Genomic DNA, 15,713 nt, shown 5'->3' on the forward strand with positions numbered 1-15,713 from the left:
TCTCCTCGACATGTGGGGGGTTGAACAACACGAGCGTCATCATTCCGTCTGCCGTCCCGTCGCGGCAGATGCCCCGGGACCCCCGGCGACCCTGCGGGCGATGGCACATGTCACACCCGCCGGCCTTCCCACGGGACGCGACGTGCGCTTGCGGACCACCAGTTCACCGCCCCCGGCGAGCGCCGCCGCCTCGGCGACCGAGGGCGTGCCCACGGCCGCGAGCACCGCGGCGGAGCCGCCGGCGCCGGGCACCGCGGCCAGCCGGGCGGACGTGTACGCCGTCACGGGCACCCCCAGCCGTGCCGCGGCCGCCACGACCCCCGGCTCCGCGGCCTTCACGTCGAGCGTCGCCAGCGCGGTCACCTCGGCCGCGCCCAGCCCGGCCGCGCGCAGCGTCCCGAGCATCAGTCCGCCCGCGAGGCCGAGCACCAGATGCCGGCGGTCGGTGACGCGGTGCGCCATCCAGCCGCCGAACAGCGTCATCAGGAACGCGCCCACCAGCCCACCCCCGCCTCCGTCCGGAGCGCCGGGGAGGCCCTCGCCGTCCACCGGGCCCGCGGAGACGCCGTGGTGTCCGCCGCCGTGCGGGCCGCCGCAGCCGGGAGCGCCGGCGCCGCCGGGGCTCCCGGCAGCCGTTCCGGTCATGTCGTCAGGCGTCGCACCCATCGTCATACCGCCTCCCGGGCCGCGGAGGCCGCCGCCGAGGACGTGCCGCCCCGCGCGCAGGAGGCGCCCCCGGCACCGGCACGGCCGCCGTGCGCGGCCGAACCCGTCAACGCGCCCACCGCCGGGCCCCCGGGCGGCCGAGGTGCGCCGCGCACCGGGCGCCCGCGGCCACTTCGCGGGCAACCGGGTGAACGGGCCCGGCAGCGGTGTGCGCCGGGGCGTGCCGATGGGCTAGCAAGGGCGCATGGCGGTGTTCGTCGCGCTCGGCGCGTTCCTGATGACGCTGTTCGGCGGCTGGATGGCGCACCGCGTCACCGACCGCCGGCATCTGGTGCTCGGCCTCGCGGGCGGACTGATGCTCGGGGTGGTCGGCCTCGAACTGCTGCCGGAGGCACTGGAGTCCGCGGGGCACGAGGTGTTCGGCGTGCCCCAGGCACTGCTGCTCTTCGTCGCCGGCTTCCTCACCGCCCACCTCGTGGAACGTCTGCTCGCCGTGCGACGGGCCGCGCACGGGGCCGACCCCGGGGCGCGGGTCCCGCAGGTGGGGCTGACGGCCGCGGCGGCCATGGTCGCGCACAGCCTGATGGACGGCATCGCGCTCGGGGCCGCCTTCCAGGTGGGCGGCGGCATGGGCGCGACCGTCGCCCTCGCCGTCATCACCCACGACTTCGCGGACGGCTTCAACACGTACACGATCACCAGCCTGTACGGGAACACCCGCCGCAAGGCCACCCTGATGCTGTTCGCCGACGCGCTCGCCCCCGTGCTGGGGGCGGCCTCCACCCTGCTGTTCGCCCTGCCCGCGGAACTGCTCGGCAGCTACCTGGGGTTCTTCGGCGGCGCGCTGCTCTACCTCGCGGCGGCGGAGATCCTGCCGGAGGCGCATCACCGGCACCCCGCCCGTTCCACGCTGCTGTGCACCGTCGGGGGAGTGGGCTTCGTCTGGCTGGTGGTCGGTCTCGCCGAATGACCGTCCGGGCGGCGGCACCCCGTTCATGCCCCGGCCGCCCCCGCCACCCCGGCGCCGCCCGCGTCCCGCACGCCCGTGCCCCCCGCCCGGCGCGGTCCGGCGGAGGCGCCGGGGCGCGGCCCCGGGACGCCCACGCCCGCGCAGGCCGCCACGAAGCGCGTCGCGACGTCCGGACGCTGCGCCCAGTGGGTGTGCAGATAGCTGGCGTGCACCCCCTGCTGCGCGAAGCCCTCGACCCGCCGCTCCGGGCGCACCATGCCCCAGGCCGGGACCGGCCCGGAGCCGGGCTCCAGCACGGTGCGGTGGAACTCGTGGCCGCGCAGTCGCGTCCCGGCCGCGGCCAGCGGGCTGTCGGCGACCGCGACGGCCTCCCGGTAGCCGAGCGTCAGCCGGCCCGTCATCCGGGCCTCGGCGTCCAGGACCCCGCACATCGGCTTCCCGTCGAGGGACTTCGCCAGGTACAGCAGCCCCGCGCACTCGGCCGCGACCGGCGCCCCGGACCGCGCCAGGGCGGCCACGGCCCGGCGCAGGGGCTCGTTGGCGGACAGCTCGGGCGCGTACACCTCGGGGAAGCCGCCGCCTATGACGAGGCCGCGGGTCCCCTCGGGGAGCCGCTCGTCGCGCAGCGGGTCGAAGGCGGCCACCCGCGCGCCGGCCGCCCGCAGCAGCTCGACGTGCTCGGCGTAGGAGAAGGTGAACGCCGCCCCGCCGGCGACGGCCACCACCGGCCGCTCCCCGCCCGCGGCGGGCTCCGTGGGCGCCCCGCCCCGTGCCGCGGTCAGCGGGTCCCAGGGGGTGTCCGTGAGCGGCGGCGCGGAACGCGCCAGCGCCAGCAGTGCGTCCAGGTCGCAGCCCAGGCGCACCTGTTCGGCCTGGGCCCGCACGGCGTCCACCGCGTCGGTGTGCCGCTCGGCCACGGGCACCAGGCCCAGGTGCCGCGACGGAGTGGCCACGTCGGCGGCCCGCCGCAGCACCCCCATCACCGGTACGCCGGACTCCTCCAGCGCCTCCCGCAGCAGGGTCTCGTGCCGGTCGGTCGCGACCTTGTTGAGGATCACCCCGCCGATCCGCACCCCGGGGTCCCACGACGCGAAGCCGTGCACCAGCGCCGCCACCGACCGCGACTGCGACGAGGCGTCCACGACCAGCACCACCGGCGCCCGCAGCAGCTTGGCCACCTGCGCCGTCGATGCCAGCTCGCCCTGTCCGGCGGCTCCGTCGTAGAGCCCCATCACGCCTTCGACGACGGCCAGTTCGCAGCCGCGCGCGCCGTGCGCGAAGAGCGGCGCGACCAGGGCGGTGCCGCACTGGTAGGCGTCGAGGTTGCGGCCGGGCCGCCCGGTGGCCAGGGCGTGGTAGCCGGGATCGATGTAGTCGGGGCCGACCTTGTGCGGGGACACGGCGAGGCCACGCCCGGCGAACGCGGCCATCAGGCCCGTCGCGACCGTGGTCTTGCCCGCCCCGGACGACGGCGCGGCGATGACGAGACGTGCTACCACTCGATGCCCCGCTGGCCCTTCTGCCCCGCGTCCATCGGGTGCTTGACCTTGGACATGTCGGTCACCAGGTCCGCGAAGTCGATCAGTTTCTGCGGCGCGTTGCGTCCGGTGATCACCACGTGCTGGGTTCCCGGCCTCCCGCGCAGCACCTCGATCACCTCGTCGGTGTCGATCCACCCCCAGTGCAGCGGGTAGGCGAACTCGTCCAGCACGTACAGCCGGTGCGTCTCGGCGGCCAGGTCCCGCTTGACCTGCTCCCAGCCCTCGCGCGCCTTGTCCTCGTTGGACGGCTCGCCGTCGGCGGGCGCCCGCTGGATCCACGACCAGCCCTCGCCCATCTTGTGCCAGGCGACGGTGCCGCCCTCGCCGCTGGCGCCCAGTACCTTCAGCGCGTTCTCCTCGCCGACCTTCCACTTGGCCGACTTGACGAACTGGAACACCCCGACCGGCCAGCCCTGGTTCCAGGCCCGCAGCGCGAGCCCGAACGCCGCCGTCGACTTGCCCTTCCCGATGCCCGTGTGCACGAACACCAGGGGACGGTTGCGGCGCTGGCGTGTGGTGAGCCCGTCGTCCGGCACGACGGTCGGCTGTCCCTGTGGCATTACGCGGCCCTCCTGGCGGCGGAAACTTCTCTGACGTCCCTGACGAGACCGGCGATCGCGTCGGCGCGCAGCTCGTCCAGGGTGACGGCGGTGCCGCCGAGTTCGCCGGCGAGCGTGCCGGCCAGTCCGAGCCGTACGTACCCCGACTCGCAGTCGACGACGACGGCGGCGGTGCCCTCCGCGGCGTGCAGCCGCGCCGCGCGCAGCGCCAGCGCGAAGGCGTCGCCCCGGCCGGTGGCCCGCCCGTCGGTCACGATCACCAGCAGCGGCCGCCGGGACGGGTCGCGCAGGCGCTCGATCCGCAGCGTCTCGTGCGCCTTCAGCAGCCCTTCCGCGAGCGGTGTGCGCCCCCCGGTCGGCAGCGACTCCAGACGCGCGGCGGCCGCGTCGACGGACGACGTCGGCGGCAGCGCCAGCTCGGCCCCGCCCCCGCGGAAGGTGATCAGACCGACCTTGTCGCGCCGCTGGTAGGCGTCGAGCAGCAGCGACATCACCGCGCCCTTGACGGCGCCCATCCGCTGCCGTGCCGCCATGGACCCCGAGGCGTCCACCACGAAGAGCACGAGGTTGCCCTCGCGTCCCTCGCGGGTCGCCTGCCGCAGGTCGTCCCGGCGCACCACCAGCCCGGGTCCGGTGCGCCCCCGGGCGCGCTGATGGGGCGCCGCCGCCTGCACGGTCGCCGCCAGATGGAGTCGGGTGAGCGTGCCCTGGGGCCGGCGGGAGCCGGTGGTGCGCCCGTGCTCGGTCCGCGCACGGGACCGCCGTCCCGCGGCGCCCTCGCCGAGCCCGGGCACGCTCAGCATCTTCGTGCGGTACGGCTCCGAGGCGCCGACGGGCCGCTGCTCCCCGGGGCCGGGCGCCGGCGCGGGGGAGGGCGCCCGGTCCTCGGAGCCGGCGGCCGGGGTGTCCTGTCCCTGCCCCTGCGGCGGCACCCCGCCGCCGGGGCCGCCGTCCGGCCCCCCGTCGCCGGGGCCCCCGTCGCCCGGGCCGGGGTCGGGGTCCGGGTCGGGGTCCTCACCGGACTGCTCCAGCGCCTCGTCGAGCTTCGACTCGTCCAGACCGGGCGCGTCGAAGGGGTTGCGCCGCCTGCGGTGCGGCAGCGCGAGCAGCGCGGCCCGCCGCACGTCCTCCTCGGCGACCTCCGTGCGCCCGTCCCAGGCGGCCAGCGCCGTCGCCGTGCGGGCCATCACGATGTCCGCCCGCATCCCGTCCACCTCGAACGCGGCGCAGGTGGCGGCGATCTGACGCAGCACCGCGTCGCCGAGCACCACCTCGGGCAGCAGCGCCCTGGCCGCGACGATCCGTGCCCGCAGCGCCGCCTCGTCCTCCGCCCAGCGCGCCGCGAAGGCGGCCGGGTCGTCGTCGTACGCCAGCCTGCGCCGCACGACCTCGACCCGCTGGTCCGGATCACGGGAGGCCGCGACCTCCACGGTCAGCCCGAAGCGGTCCAGCAGCTGCGGCCGCAGTTCCCCCTCCTCCGGGTTCATCGTGCCGACCAGCAGGAAGCGCGAGGCGTGCCGTACGGAGACGCCCTCCCGCTCCACGTACGACGCCCCCATGGCGGCGGCGTCCAGCATCAGGTCGACGAGGTGGTCGTGGAGGAGGTTGACCTCGTCCACGTAGAGGATCCCGCGGTGCGCCTCGGCCAGCAGGCCCGGCTCGAACGCCTTCACGCCCTCCGCGAGGGCCCGCTCGATGTCCAGCGCGCCGACCAGCCGGTCCTCCGACGCGCCCACCGGCAGCTCCACCATCGGTGTCGGCCGGCTCACGGCGGCGGCCTGTGCGTGGGGCCCGTCCGGGCACTCGGGGTCCGGCGCCTCGGGACGGCAGGCGAACCGGCATCCCGCCACCACGTCCATGGCGGGCAGCAGACCGGTCAGCCCCCGCACGATCGTCGACTTGGCGGTGCCCTTCTCGCCCCGTACGAGCACACCGCCGATGGCCGGTGAGACGGCGTTGAGCAACAGGCTCAAGCGCATGTCGTCCATCCCGACGACCGCCGTGAACGGATAGGGGATGCTCATCGCCTGCTCACTCCTTCACTCGTTGCCTCGACGTCCCTGGGTGCCCCCGCCCGCCAGGGGCCCTGTGCCGCCCGCGACCCCGCGGCGGCCCTCCTCGCGCCGCCTGGTCCGCCCGCGGCGGCGCCCACCGCGCCTCCGGGCCCGCCCGCGCCTCTCACCGCGCCGCCGGCGCACCGGGCGGGACGAACGGCAGGCCCGCCGGGGGCCCCTGCTCGATCAGCCGCAGCAGCGCGTCCGTGTCCGCGTGCTCCTCGATCAGGTCGCCCAGCCGGTCCAGCTGCTCCTCGCGCAACGCGGCGAATCCGGTGTCGGGCGCGGGCACGAAGCGCCGCCCGGCCTGCGCCGCCACCTGTCGCAGGAACGCCCGGCGGAAGCCGTCGCTCTCCAGCGAACCGTGCCAGTGCGTGCCCCACACCGACCCCACCCGGCAGCCGTCCAGGAAGGGCTCGCCGCCCAGCACCTCGGCCACGCCGTGGTGGATCTCGTATCCCTCGACGCGCTCGCCCAGTGCCTCGCCCACCGGCCGGGCCAGCGTCTTCTCGCGGGCGAACCGTACCCGCACGGGCAGCAGCCCGAGTCCTTCGACCTCGCCCGCCCGGGACTCCACGTCGTCCTCGATGTGCGCGCCGAGCGCCTGGAAGCCGCCGCAGACGCCGAGCACCGGCCGCCCCTGCGCCGCCCGCCGGGCGAGCGCGGCGGCGAGCCCGCGCTCACGCAGCCAGGCGAGCGCCCGGACCGTGCCGCGGGTGCCGGGGACGACGACGAGGTCGGCGTCGACGAGCTCCTCGGGGCGGTCCACGAAGCGGACCACGACGCCGGGTTCGGCGGCCAGTGCGTCCACGTCGGTGAAGTTGGACATCAGCGGCACGGCGCAGACCGCGACCCGGAGCACGTCCTCGCCGACCGGCGGCGCGACGACGGACTCGCGGACGGTGCCGCGCAGCGACACCCGCAGCCCGTCCTCCTCGTCGATGCCGAGGCCGTGCGCGTACGGGAGGACCCCGTAGGTCCGCCGTCCGGTCAGGCCGTGCAGCATCTCCAGACCGGGCTCCAGCAGCGTCACGTCGCCGCGGAACTTGTTGACCAGATAGCCGGCGACCAGGGACTGGTCACCGGCGTCCAGCAGCGCCGTGGTGCCGAAGAACTGCGCGAACACCCCGCCCCTGTCGATGTCGCCGACCACCAGCACCGGCAGCCGGGCGGCCCGCGCGATGCCCATGTTGACGATGTCCGTGCGCCGCAGGTTGATCTCGGCCGGGCTGCCCGCCCCTTCGCAGATCACCGCGTCGTAGGTGGCGCGCAGTTCGTCCAGGCAGGCCATCACCGGCTCGAACAGCTCCCGCTGCCGGTTGCCGTGGTAGCCCCGCGCGCTCATCTCCCCGACGGGTCGGCCCATGAGCACGACCTGACTGGAACGGTCGCTCCCGGGCTTGAGCAGCACCGGGTTCATCAGCGCCGTCGGCTCCACCCGCGCTGCCTGCGCCTGCATCGCCTGCGCCCGCCCGATCTCCGCGCCCTCGCGCGTCACGAACGAGTTCAGCGACATGTTCTGGCCCTTGAAGGGCGCGACCTTCACGCCCTGCCGCACCAGCCACCGGCAGATCCCGGCGGTCACCACGCTCTTGCCCGCGTCCGACGTCGTCCCCGCGACCAGCAGTCCGCCGCTCATGTCCGCCTCCCCCTCGTCGCCGCGCGGACCAGGCGGGCACCCGCGCAGACCGCCAGCGTCAGTACGCCGACACGGCGCGACAGCCGCACCGCCCGGTCGATGTCCCCGAACTCCACGGCCCGCCCGCCGCCGTTGAGGACGGGCCGGTGCTCGACGCGCCCGGCGTACGACAGGGTCCCGCCCAGCCGCACGCCCAGCGCGCCCGCGAACGACGCCTCCACGGGGCCCGCGTTGGGGCTCGGGTGCTTCCCCGCGTCGGCCCGCCAGGCCCGGACGGCGCCCCGCGGATCGGGGCCCGCGAGCACCGCGAGCACGGCCGTGAGCCGGGCGCCGGGCCAGCCGGCCACGTCGTCGAGGCGCGCGGAGGCCCAGCCGTAGCGCAGGTACCGGGGCGATCGGTGACCCACCATCGCGTCCAGGGTGTTGACCGCCCGGAAGCCGAGCAGCCCCGGCACGCCGGCGACGGCGCCCCACACGAGCGCGCCGACGACGGCGTCGGAGGTGTTCTCCGCGACGGACTCGACGACGGCACGGGCGATCTGCCGCTCGTCGAGGGCCTGCGGGTCGCGGCCGCACAGATGCGGCAGCCGGGCGCGGGCGGCGCCGAGGTCCCCGGCCGCGAGCGCGTCCCCCACGGCACGCGCCTCCCGCCCCAGCGTGGTGCCGCCGACGACGGCCCAGGTGGCGGCGGCGGTCAGGGCCACGGACGCGGCGGGGGAGCGGCGCACGGCGCGTGCGGCGAGCAGGCCCGCCCCGATCGCACCCCCGGCGCACACCGCGGTGTGCAGGGCGCCCCGGCCGCGGTGGTCACGCCACAGCAGCCGTTCCACGGCGCCGGCGGCCCGCCCGAAGGCGGCCACGGGGTGTCCGCGGCGCGGGTCCCCGAGCAGCAGGTCGGCGGCGAGGCCGGCGGCGGCTCCGTACGCGAACGTCCGGTCCACAGATATCCGTTCGGCACACATGGGGTCAGCGACCCCAGGGGTGGCGTCCGGCGGGCAGGGCTGAACCGCAGCCAGGCATGACGACGAGTCCTCACTCAGGGTCCGCGCCCTGGTTCGACGTGACCGGCGGTGAGAGTTCCTGGCTCCCCGGGAGAGCTCCCCGGGTCACAGTGGCGGGACCGCGCCGGATTCGCACCGGACTTCCTCTGCTGCCGCCGTATTGGCCCCGGCAGTCCACCACGCCCGCGTACGCCCGTCAACTCACCCTTGACCTGCGGCGGGACAGTGTGCCGAGACCCACACCGCGGACAGCGCGGGAGCCGGGCGCGACGGCACCGCGCGGGTGCCGCCACGCCCGGCTCCCGGACGTGCTCCGGGCCGCAGGGCGGCCGGGCGTGCGGCCGTCAGACGACGACCAGGTAGATGCCGAACGCGACGGCCGCCGCGCACAGCGCGAAGCAGGCGTAGGCGCCGGTGCGGGCCAGGGCCGCGGAGCCGCCGGACCGCCCGGCCGGGTCCTGCCTGCTGAGGCCGATGATGCCCAGGGTGAACAGGCCCACCAGGGCGACGGTGGCGACGAGGCTCACGCCGAACACGGAGCCGAGAGCTGCCCAGTCGATCTTCATGCTGATGCTTCCTTACACCGTGGCCGGGCGGGCCGGCTCGGTCTCGGCCGGCTCGGACGCCGGGGCCGGGATGGTGGTCTTGATCTCGCCGGCGGGCGGCGGGGCGACGGCGGCCATGGCCGTGGTGACGACACCGGCCGGCTCCTCCTCGCCCGGCTCGACGTCGTTGACGTTGGTGTGGTCGACGACCTGGCGGCGCGAGACGATCCAGATCGCGAGGCAGGACGCCACCAGGAAGACGGCGACGACGGCGACGCCCCAGTCGCCCTGCTTGGTGACGAACTCCGAGGCGGCGGCCACCAGGCCGGCGGCCGGCAGGGTCAGACCCCAGGCGACGAACATCCGGGTGGCCGTGGACCAGCGGACCACGCCGCCCTTGCGGCCGAGGCCCGCGCCCATCACGGCGCCGGAGCAGGAGTGGGTCGTGGACAGCGAGAAGCCGAGGTTCGAGGAGGCCAGGATGACGCTCGCGGCGCTGGTCTGGGCGGCGAAGCCCTGCTGCGGCTGGAGGTCGGTGAGGCCCTTGCCCATGGTGCGGATGATGCGCCAGCCGCCGAGGTAGGTGCCGAGCGCGATGGCGACACCGGCGGAGACGATGACCCACAGCGGGGGGTTCGAGCCGGGGGCGACCACGTTGCCGGCGACCAGGGCCAGCGTGATGATGCCCATCGTCTTCTGGGCGTCGTTGGTGCCGTGCGCCAGGGAGACCAGGCCCGCGGAGGCGATCTGACCGGCGCGGTAGCCCGTGGCCGTGGCCTTGGCGTCGGTGTTCCTGCCGAGCTTGTACGTCAGCCGGGCCGCCAGCATCGCGCCGATACCGGCGACGAGCGGGGCGGCGATCGCGGGGATCAGCACCTTGGTGACGACGACGCCGCCGTTGACGCCGGAGAAGCCGACGGAGGCGACGGTGGCGCCGATGAGGCCGCCCATGAGCGCGTGCGACGAGCTGGACGGCAGGCCGACCAGCCAGGTCAGCAGATTCCAGAGGATCGCGCCGACGAGCGCCGCGAAGATGACTTCAGGTGAGATGCCTGATTCGTCGACCAGTCCGCTGGAGATCGTCTTGGCGACCTCCACGGAGAGGAACGCGCCGACGAGGTTCAGAACGGCGGACATGGCCACCGCGGTCTTGGGCTTCATCGCGCCGGTCGAGATGGTCGTCGCCATCGCGTTGGCGGTGTCGTGGAAACCGTTCGTGAAATCGAACACGAGCGCTGTCACGATCACAATCGCGAGCAGCAAGGTGATGTGTTCCATTTACCCAGGCAATCGTTTGACGTCATTGACGTGTGGACCGTAGGCAACCTGGATGAACGGAAGATGAACTGGGCCGGGCGCTGTGGTGTCCGCAAGTGGCGTCAAGAGGTTCCGTTTGCCGTCCCGCGCCGCCGCCGACCGCAGGGGGCGTTCACTCGAACACCCTGCGTTGCGCACGCCCCGTCGGACCCCCGGTGACGCGCCCGGCGGCGCCGCCGGGAGGCGGCCTGGCAGGATCGCCCCATGACCGCTCAGGCACACGGCGATGCGATCGAACAGGCGTGGCGGGAGCTGGTGGCGACAGCCCGCCGGACCGCCGCCGAGGGTCTCGTCGTCGGCACGTCCGGAAATGTCTCCGTACGAGTGGACGGCGATGTCGTCCTCGTCACCCCCAGCGGGGTCCCCTACGACCGGCTCGGCCCCGGCGACGTCCTCGGGGTCGACCTGGACGGCAACCGGGTCCTCGGGACCATGGTGCCGACCAGCGAACTCCCGCTCCACCTGGCGCTGTACCGGCGGACCGGCGCCCGGGCCGTCGTCCACACCCACGCGGTGCACGCCACCGCCGTCTCCACCCTGGTCCCCGAGCTGCCTCCGGTCCACTACATGACGGCCGCCCTCGGCGGCCCCGTCCGGGTCGCCCCCTACGCCCTCTACGGCACGGAGGAACTGGCCCGGAACATGCTGGCGGCCCTGCGCGACCGCACCGCCTGTCTGCTGGCGAACCACGGCACCGTGGCCCACGGGGACACCCTCGGCCAGGCGTACGACCGCACGGCCCAGCTCGAATGGATGTGCCGGCTCTGGCTCACCGCCTCCTCCGTCCCCGGCCGCACCCCCGCGCTGCTCTCCGACGCCCAGCTCGCCGATGCGGCCACCCGGTTGCGCGACTACGGCCGGCGCCCGCCCGACGCCCCTCCCGCCTGACTCCCCACGGGCCGGGCGCCCCGCTCCGGGGGCGCCGGGCCGCCGGAGCGACGGCCGTCCACTGGCAGTCGTCGCCCACCTTGCCGACACTGGAGCGGTGCGCCCGGCTACAGCGACGGCAGCGGCCGTCACCACCCTGATCGGCGTCGGCGCGGCCTCGGTCGCCGCAGGACGCTACGTGAGCAGCGCCGCGCTCGGAGCGCCCGCCCGACGCGCGCTGCCCGGTGATCCGCGGCTGACCGTGCACGGGACCGAACCCGGCAGGATCACGCTCACCCGCAGCCTCGCCTCCCTGCGCCCCGGGACCTACGGCCTCACGGGCTCCGGTGTCCACGCCGTCGTCGGCCCGGTGCTCGGCGGCGCCGCGGCGTCGGCCGACACCGTGGTGCGGCGGCTCGACCGGGCGGTCGACGGCCTCGCCCCCGGAGCGCGGGTCCGCATCACCCCCCAGCTCCACGAGGGCGACCCGGCGACCGCGCTCGGCATCCCCTTCTCCGACGTCCTCGTCCCCGGGGAGCTCGGCGGCCTCCCGGCCTGGTACGTCCCCGGCGCCCGCAGCACCTGGGTGATCACCGTGCACGGGATCGGCACCACCCGGGAGCACCCCCTGAACCTCCTCGGGTTCCTGCGCGGGCAGCGGTTCCCCGTGCTGAACCTCGCCTACCGCGGCGACCTCGGCGCCCCCCGGCCGCCGGACGGCCTCAGCCACCTCGGCGACTCCGAGTGGCGTGACCTGGACGCCGCGATCCGCCACGCCGTGCGCAACGGCGCCGAGCGCGTCGTGATCCACGGCTGGTCCACGGGCGCGGCCATGGCGCTGCGCGCCGCGGTCGGCTCGGGGCTGCGCGACCGGATCAGCGGACTGGTCCTGGACTCGCCCGTCCTGGACTGGGAGGCGACCCTGCGCGCCCTGATCACCGCCCGCCGCACACCCGCCCCGCTGCTCCCGCTCGCCGTCCGCGCCGCGCAGGGCCGCACCGGACCGCACGCCGGCCGGCTCTCAGGGGCCGCGGACCCCCTGGCCGTCCGGATCCCGACGCTGATCTTCCACGGCCCCGACGACACCCTCGCCCCCTGGCGGGGCTCGCGGCGCCTCGCCGACGAGCGGCCGGACCTGGTCACCCTGCACACCGTGGACCACGCCCCGCACGGCGCCATGTGGAACGCCGACCCCACCCGCTACGAAGAGGTGCTCCGGCGCTTCCTCACCCCCCTCGCCTGAGGGCTGTCCCGCACTCCCCGGCGGGCGCGCGACGACAGCCGCGACACCTCGCCGCGTCGTCGAACCGCCGGAATGCGCCCGGTGCGAGGGCGGCCCGCCGCCTTGCGATGCACCGCATCCGGCGCCGCGCGCCGATCCACCCGGCATCGCGGGACAGCCCCCGGGGCGCATGGCGCGAGCAGCGCCCGGCGCCCCGAGGGCCGGCGGGCCTTTCGCCACCCGTCCCCGGGACCCTCGCCCGCACGGCGCCGTGCCGGTCCCCGGCGGCCCGCGGGGGACCGGCACGGGGCCCGGGGGAGGGCTCCGGAAGCCGTCCCGTGCCGTTCCGTTTGGGCTTTCGGGCCGTCAGCGGGAAGACTGCTCCCGTGACGTCCCGAAAGCCTGATGAGCAATTGGCGCGCAACTCCAGACTCCGTCTCGTCCGCCCGCGTCCCATGGCCAGTGCGCGACGGGCCGTGACGACCCGGCGTACCCGCCCGGCGACCCGCCCGCCGGAGGGCACGCCCGCCCCCGCCGAGCTGGCCCGCCAGGCCCGCTCGGTCCTCGCCGACGCCGTGCGCATCGCACGCTGGGCCGCCGTCGAACGCGGTCCCGCCGCGGCCCGCTCGGTCCCCGAGGCACGGCAGCGTGCCGCCGCCGCGCTGGACCTGACCCCGGAGGAGGTGCGCGCGGGCTGGGACCGCGCCCGGCTGGCCGGTCTCATCGAGATGCACGGCGACGCCGCCCGCCCCGGCTGGCGGCTGCACGCCTGGGACCGCGACGACATGGCGGTGCTGCGCGGCTGGGTGGCGCTCTTCGACGCCTGGTCGCTGGCCCACCCCGCCCCCGCCGACGTGGCGCCCACCGCCGTGGCCGAGGTGGTCGAGGCCGTGCCGCAGGTGCTCTCCCTGCTGCAGCTCTCGGCCGGCCCGGTCCCGACGGAGACCCTCCTCGACCTCCTCCAGCAGCGCGTCGCCGAGCTGCGCGAGGAGCGCTGCGAGGTGCCCTCGGCCCCGGCGTCCGAACCGGCCCGTCCCGCGGCCGGCGAGGTCCCCGTGTCGGCGCTGCTGGACTGGTCCCTGGAAGGACTCGCCTCCGTGGGCGCGCTGACCCTGGACCGGGGCCAGGCCACGCTCACTCCGCTGGGGAACTGGGCGGTGTGGGTCAAGCTGGAGCAGATCTGCGTCGCCGCGCAGAGCCCGGCCGGCAACATCGAGCAGTCCGCGGAGGACATGCTGCGCGGCTGCGCCCGCCTCACGCCCGGCCCCGCCCGCGCCGAGTACCGGGCCTGGATCGCGGCCCGCACGGTGGCGGGCGCCGTCGGCGAACTGCTCGGCGTCGCCCGCGGCGAGGACGCCCTGCTGCGGGGCCTGGCCTTCGAGGCGCTGCGCGTCGTCGGAGCCCCGGCCGAGCCCGAGGTGCGGGCGGCCGCGTCCGAACCGTCGCTGCGCCCCTACGCCCTGCTCTGGCTCGCCGAGTACGACGGCGCCGACCCGGAGGACGCCGCCGACGTCCTCACCCGCGAGGAGGCGACCTGGCTCTGGGTCGACACCGCGGCGGCCGTCGCCGACCACGGCGAACCGCAGCTGCTCCTGCGCCACCTGGACTCCGCGGTGCAGGGCACGGTCCCCGCGCTGATCGAGGAGGTCCGGGCCGGCGGGCACCCCCGCACGGTCCAGGTCCTCGTCGCGCTCGCGGCCGCCCACCCGGACCCGGCGCTCGCCAAGGCGGTGCGCCGCGCGGCCTTCCAGGTGCACACCGGCGGCGTCTGACCCCGGCCGCACCGGGGGCCGCCCGCGTCTACGACGAGCCGGCCGCCCCCGGTGCGTACGTGCCGAAGCTCCAGATGTTGCCCTCCAGGTCGCGCGCCATGTAGTCGCGGGCGCCGTAGTCCTGGTCGGCGGGCTCCGTCACGATCTCCGCGCCGTGCCCGGCGGCCCTCGCACGGTGCGCGTCCACGTCGTCGACGTGGACGAAGACGCCGACGGGTCCGGCGTCCCGCATCAGCGCGTCGAACTCGCTCCCGGTGCCCCTGCTGCCCAGCATCACCATGCCGTTGCCGAAGGCGAGCTCCGCGTGGGCGACGGAGCCGTCCTCGTTCTCGTACATCGCGTGGACGGTGAAGCCGAAGGCCTCCGTCAGCTGCCGGACGGCCGCCTTGGCGTCCGCGTAGACCAGCGTGGGACAGATGCTCGGTGACTGCGGCATGGCGTGCGCTCCTCGCCCGTTCGGCTGATGGGTGTGACCCAGGTCTCAGTCTGGCACCGGCCGCCGCGGTCCGGCGCCCGACGCCGCCGGTGCGCCCCGCCGGTGCGCCGGGTCAGCGGAAGGTGTCGCAGCGGGCCGTGTCCCCGGTGCGGAAGCCCTGCCGGAACCACGCCTGCCGCTGCCCGGCCGACCCGTGGGTCCAGGTGTCCGGTGTGACGCGGCCCTGGTGGCGCTGCTGGATCCGGTCGTCGCCCACCGCGGCGGCCGCGTCGAGGCCGTCCAGGATGTCCGCCTCGGTGAGCTCGGTCAGCAGCGGCCGCCCCGTCGTCCCGTCCGGGGTCGTCGTCGCGTGGCGCGCCCACACCCCCGCGTAGCAGTCCGCCTGCAGCTCCACCCGGACGGCGGCGGAACCGGCGCCCTGCCGGCCGTCCTGCGCGCGCCCGAGGACGCCGGTGAGGTTCTGCACATGGTGGCCGTACTCGTGCGCGACGACGTACGCCTGCGCGAACGGGCCGCCGGTGGCGCCGAACCGGTCCCGCAGGTCGCCGAAGAACCCGAGGTCCAGGTAGACCTGCCGGTCGCCCGGGCAGTAGAAGGGCCCCACCGCCGAGGTGGCGGCACCGCACGCCGTCGCGACCCGGCCGGTGAACAGCACGGTCCGGGCGTCCGCGTACCGGCCCTGACGGCGACGGAACTCGGCGCGCCAGTAGTCCTGCACGCTGTTGACCACCGCCACGATCCGGCAGTCCTCGCGGGCGTCGGCGTCGGAGCCCCGCCGGCAGGCGCGCGCCACCTCCGCCTGCGAGGACGCCGTGACCGCCGGCTCCTCCTCGCCGGACGACAGCCCCAGCTGCTCGGGGCCGACCCCGAAGAGGAGGCCGAGGACCAGGGCGACGAGCCCGGCGATGCCCCCGCCGACCGTGGCCCGGCCGCCGGGGACGCGGCCGCGCACGTCGCCGACCTCGGAGGTGTCCAGTCGGGCGTCGTCGTCGAACCGCACGGGCGACCTCCGTCCTTCGGCGGCGGCCGTCCGCCGTTCCCGGCGAGTATCGGCCGGTACGCCCCGGCCCGCCGCCCGCGCTCCGGTACGTCCGGGCGTGCGCGGGGCGTGTGCCGCGGCCGC

14 protein-coding genes and 1 riboswitch are annotated in these 15,713 nt (G+C 76.0%); of the genes, 4 read left to right on the plus strand and 10 right to left on the minus strand.

The annotated features are described in order from the left end of the window. Nucleotides 1–39: 39 nt before the first annotated feature. Complete coding sequence (locus EAO77_RS41070; protein WP_315986113.1) at nucleotides 40–645, minus strand: cobalamin biosynthesis protein; 606 nt, start codon at nucleotides 643–645, stop codon at nucleotides 40–42. Between the two features lie 265 nt (nucleotides 646–910). On the opposite strand from EAO77_RS41070, the gene EAO77_RS24565 reads away from it, so the two are divergent. Then, nucleotides 911–1,636: a ZIP family metal transporter gene (locus EAO77_RS24565; RefSeq protein ID WP_147990454.1), complete on the plus strand. Its 726-nt coding sequence runs from the start codon at nucleotides 911–913 to the stop codon at nucleotides 1,634–1,636. Between the two features lie 23 nt (nucleotides 1,637–1,659). Here the strand turns inward: EAO77_RS24565 and EAO77_RS24570 are convergent, their stop codons facing one another. The 7 genes from EAO77_RS24570 to EAO77_RS24600 form a co-directional block, all read right to left on the minus strand. Beyond that, a complete protein-coding gene (locus EAO77_RS24570; RefSeq protein WP_147990455.1) occupies nucleotides 1,660–3,135 on the minus strand; it encodes a cobyrinate a,c-diamide synthase in 1,476 nt (491 codons plus the stop codon). Then, on the minus strand, nucleotides 3,129–3,737 hold the full coding sequence (gene cobO / locus EAO77_RS24575; RefSeq protein WP_147990456.1) for a cob(I)yrinic acid a,c-diamide adenosyltransferase: 609 nt from the start codon (nucleotides 3,735–3,737) through the stop codon (nucleotides 3,129–3,131). The genes EAO77_RS24570 and cobO overlap by 7 nt, the downstream gene beginning before the upstream one ends. Further along, nucleotides 3,737–5,761 carry a putative cobaltochelatase gene (locus EAO77_RS24580; RefSeq protein WP_147990457.1) on the minus strand — a complete coding sequence of 675 codons (2,025 nt, stop codon included), beginning with the start codon at nucleotides 5,759–5,761 and terminating at the stop codon, nucleotides 3,737–3,739. Before EAO77_RS24580 ends, cobO begins: the two co-directional genes overlap by 1 nt. Nucleotides 5,762–5,915: 154 nt before the next feature. Further along, nucleotides 5,916–7,430: a cobyric acid synthase gene (locus EAO77_RS24585; protein ID WP_147990458.1), complete on the minus strand. Its 1,515-nt coding sequence runs from the start codon at nucleotides 7,428–7,430 to the stop codon at nucleotides 5,916–5,918. Next, complete coding sequence (locus EAO77_RS24590) at nucleotides 7,427–8,377, minus strand: cobalamin biosynthesis protein (protein ID WP_187283427.1); 951 nt, start codon at nucleotides 8,375–8,377, stop codon at nucleotides 7,427–7,429. Before EAO77_RS24590 ends, EAO77_RS24585 begins: the two co-directional genes overlap by 4 nt. Before the next feature lie 127 nt (nucleotides 8,378–8,504). Further along, nucleotides 8,505–8,579, minus strand: a riboswitch (cobalamin riboswitch). Nucleotides 8,580–8,775: 196 nt separating this feature from the next. Then, the gene (locus EAO77_RS24595) at nucleotides 8,776–8,997 is read right to left on the minus strand and encodes a hypothetical protein (protein WP_147990460.1); all 222 of its coding nucleotides are present in this window, start codon (nucleotides 8,995–8,997) and stop codon (nucleotides 8,776–8,778) included. 12 nt (nucleotides 8,998–9,009) lie between these two features. Beyond that, on the minus strand, nucleotides 9,010–10,254 hold the full coding sequence (locus EAO77_RS24600) for an inorganic phosphate transporter (RefSeq protein WP_147990461.1): 1,245 nt from the start codon (nucleotides 10,252–10,254) through the stop codon (nucleotides 9,010–9,012). A gap of 243 nt (nucleotides 10,255–10,497) precedes the next feature. On the opposite strand from EAO77_RS24600, the gene EAO77_RS24605 reads away from it, so the two are divergent. The 3 genes from EAO77_RS24605 to EAO77_RS24615 all read left to right on the plus strand — a co-directional run bounded on the left by EAO77_RS24605 (nucleotide 10,498) and on the right by EAO77_RS24615 (nucleotide 14,154). Then, a complete protein-coding gene (locus EAO77_RS24605; RefSeq protein ID WP_147990462.1) occupies nucleotides 10,498–11,181 on the plus strand; it encodes a class II aldolase/adducin family protein in 684 nt (227 codons plus the stop codon). Nucleotides 11,182–11,278: 97 nt separating this feature from the next. Then, entirely contained in the window at nucleotides 11,279–12,403 is a 1,125-nt protein-coding gene (locus tag EAO77_RS24610; protein ID WP_147990463.1) for an alpha/beta hydrolase, read from the plus strand. 365 nt (nucleotides 12,404–12,768) lie between these two features. After that, nucleotides 12,769–14,154 (plus strand): hypothetical protein, encoded by a 1,386-nt coding sequence (locus EAO77_RS24615; RefSeq protein ID WP_410088713.1) that lies wholly within the window; start codon nucleotides 12,769–12,771, stop codon nucleotides 14,152–14,154. 28 nt (nucleotides 14,155–14,182) lie between these two features. On the opposite strand, the gene EAO77_RS24620 is transcribed toward EAO77_RS24615, so the two are convergent. Beyond that, nucleotides 14,183–14,590 carry a VOC family protein gene (locus EAO77_RS24620; protein ID WP_147990465.1) on the minus strand — a complete coding sequence of 136 codons (408 nt, stop codon included), beginning with the start codon at nucleotides 14,588–14,590 and terminating at the stop codon, nucleotides 14,183–14,185. A 112-nt stretch (nucleotides 14,591–14,702) separates the two neighbouring features. Next, the gene (locus EAO77_RS24625) at nucleotides 14,703–15,590 is read right to left on the minus strand and encodes a neutral zinc metallopeptidase (protein ID WP_147990466.1); all 888 of its coding nucleotides are present in this window, start codon (nucleotides 15,588–15,590) and stop codon (nucleotides 14,703–14,705) included. Nucleotides 15,591–15,713: the final 123 nt, after the last annotated feature.

It is taken from the genome of Streptomyces sp. T39 (genome assembly GCF_008042045.1).
GTDB lineage: Bacteria > Actinomycetota > Actinomycetes > Streptomycetales > Streptomycetaceae > Streptomyces.

Bases quoted from the DNA above. Each gene is read 5' to 3' on its own strand.
- EAO77_RS41070 (WP_315986113.1), bottom strand. From the start codon at position 645: ATGACCGGAACGGCTGCCGGGAGCCCCGGCGGCGCCGGCGCTCCCGGC.
- EAO77_RS24565 (WP_147990454.1), top strand. From the start codon at position 911: ATGGCGGTGTTCGTCGCGCTCGGCGCGTTCCTGATGACGCTGTTCGGC.
- cobO (WP_147990456.1), bottom strand. From the start codon at position 3,737: ATGCCACAGGGACAGCCGACCGTCGTGCCGGACGACGGGCTCACCACA.
- EAO77_RS24580 (WP_147990457.1), bottom strand. From the start codon at position 5,761: ATGAGCATCCCCTATCCGTTCACGGCGGTCGTCGGGATGGACGACATG.
- EAO77_RS24585 (WP_147990458.1), bottom strand. From the start codon at position 7,430: ATGAGCGGCGGACTGCTGGTCGCGGGGACGACGTCGGACGCGGGCAAG.
- EAO77_RS24595 (WP_147990460.1), bottom strand. From the start codon at position 8,997: ATGAAGATCGACTGGGCAGCTCTCGGCTCCGTGTTCGGCGTGAGCCTC.
- EAO77_RS24600 (WP_147990461.1), bottom strand. From the start codon at position 10,254: ATGGAACACATCACCTTGCTGCTCGCGATTGTGATCGTGACAGCGCTC.
- EAO77_RS24605 (WP_147990462.1), top strand. From the start codon at position 10,498: ATGACCGCTCAGGCACACGGCGATGCGATCGAACAGGCGTGGCGGGAG.
- EAO77_RS24620 (WP_147990465.1), bottom strand. From the start codon at position 14,590: ATGCCGCAGTCACCGAGCATCTGTCCCACGCTGGTCTACGCGGACGCC.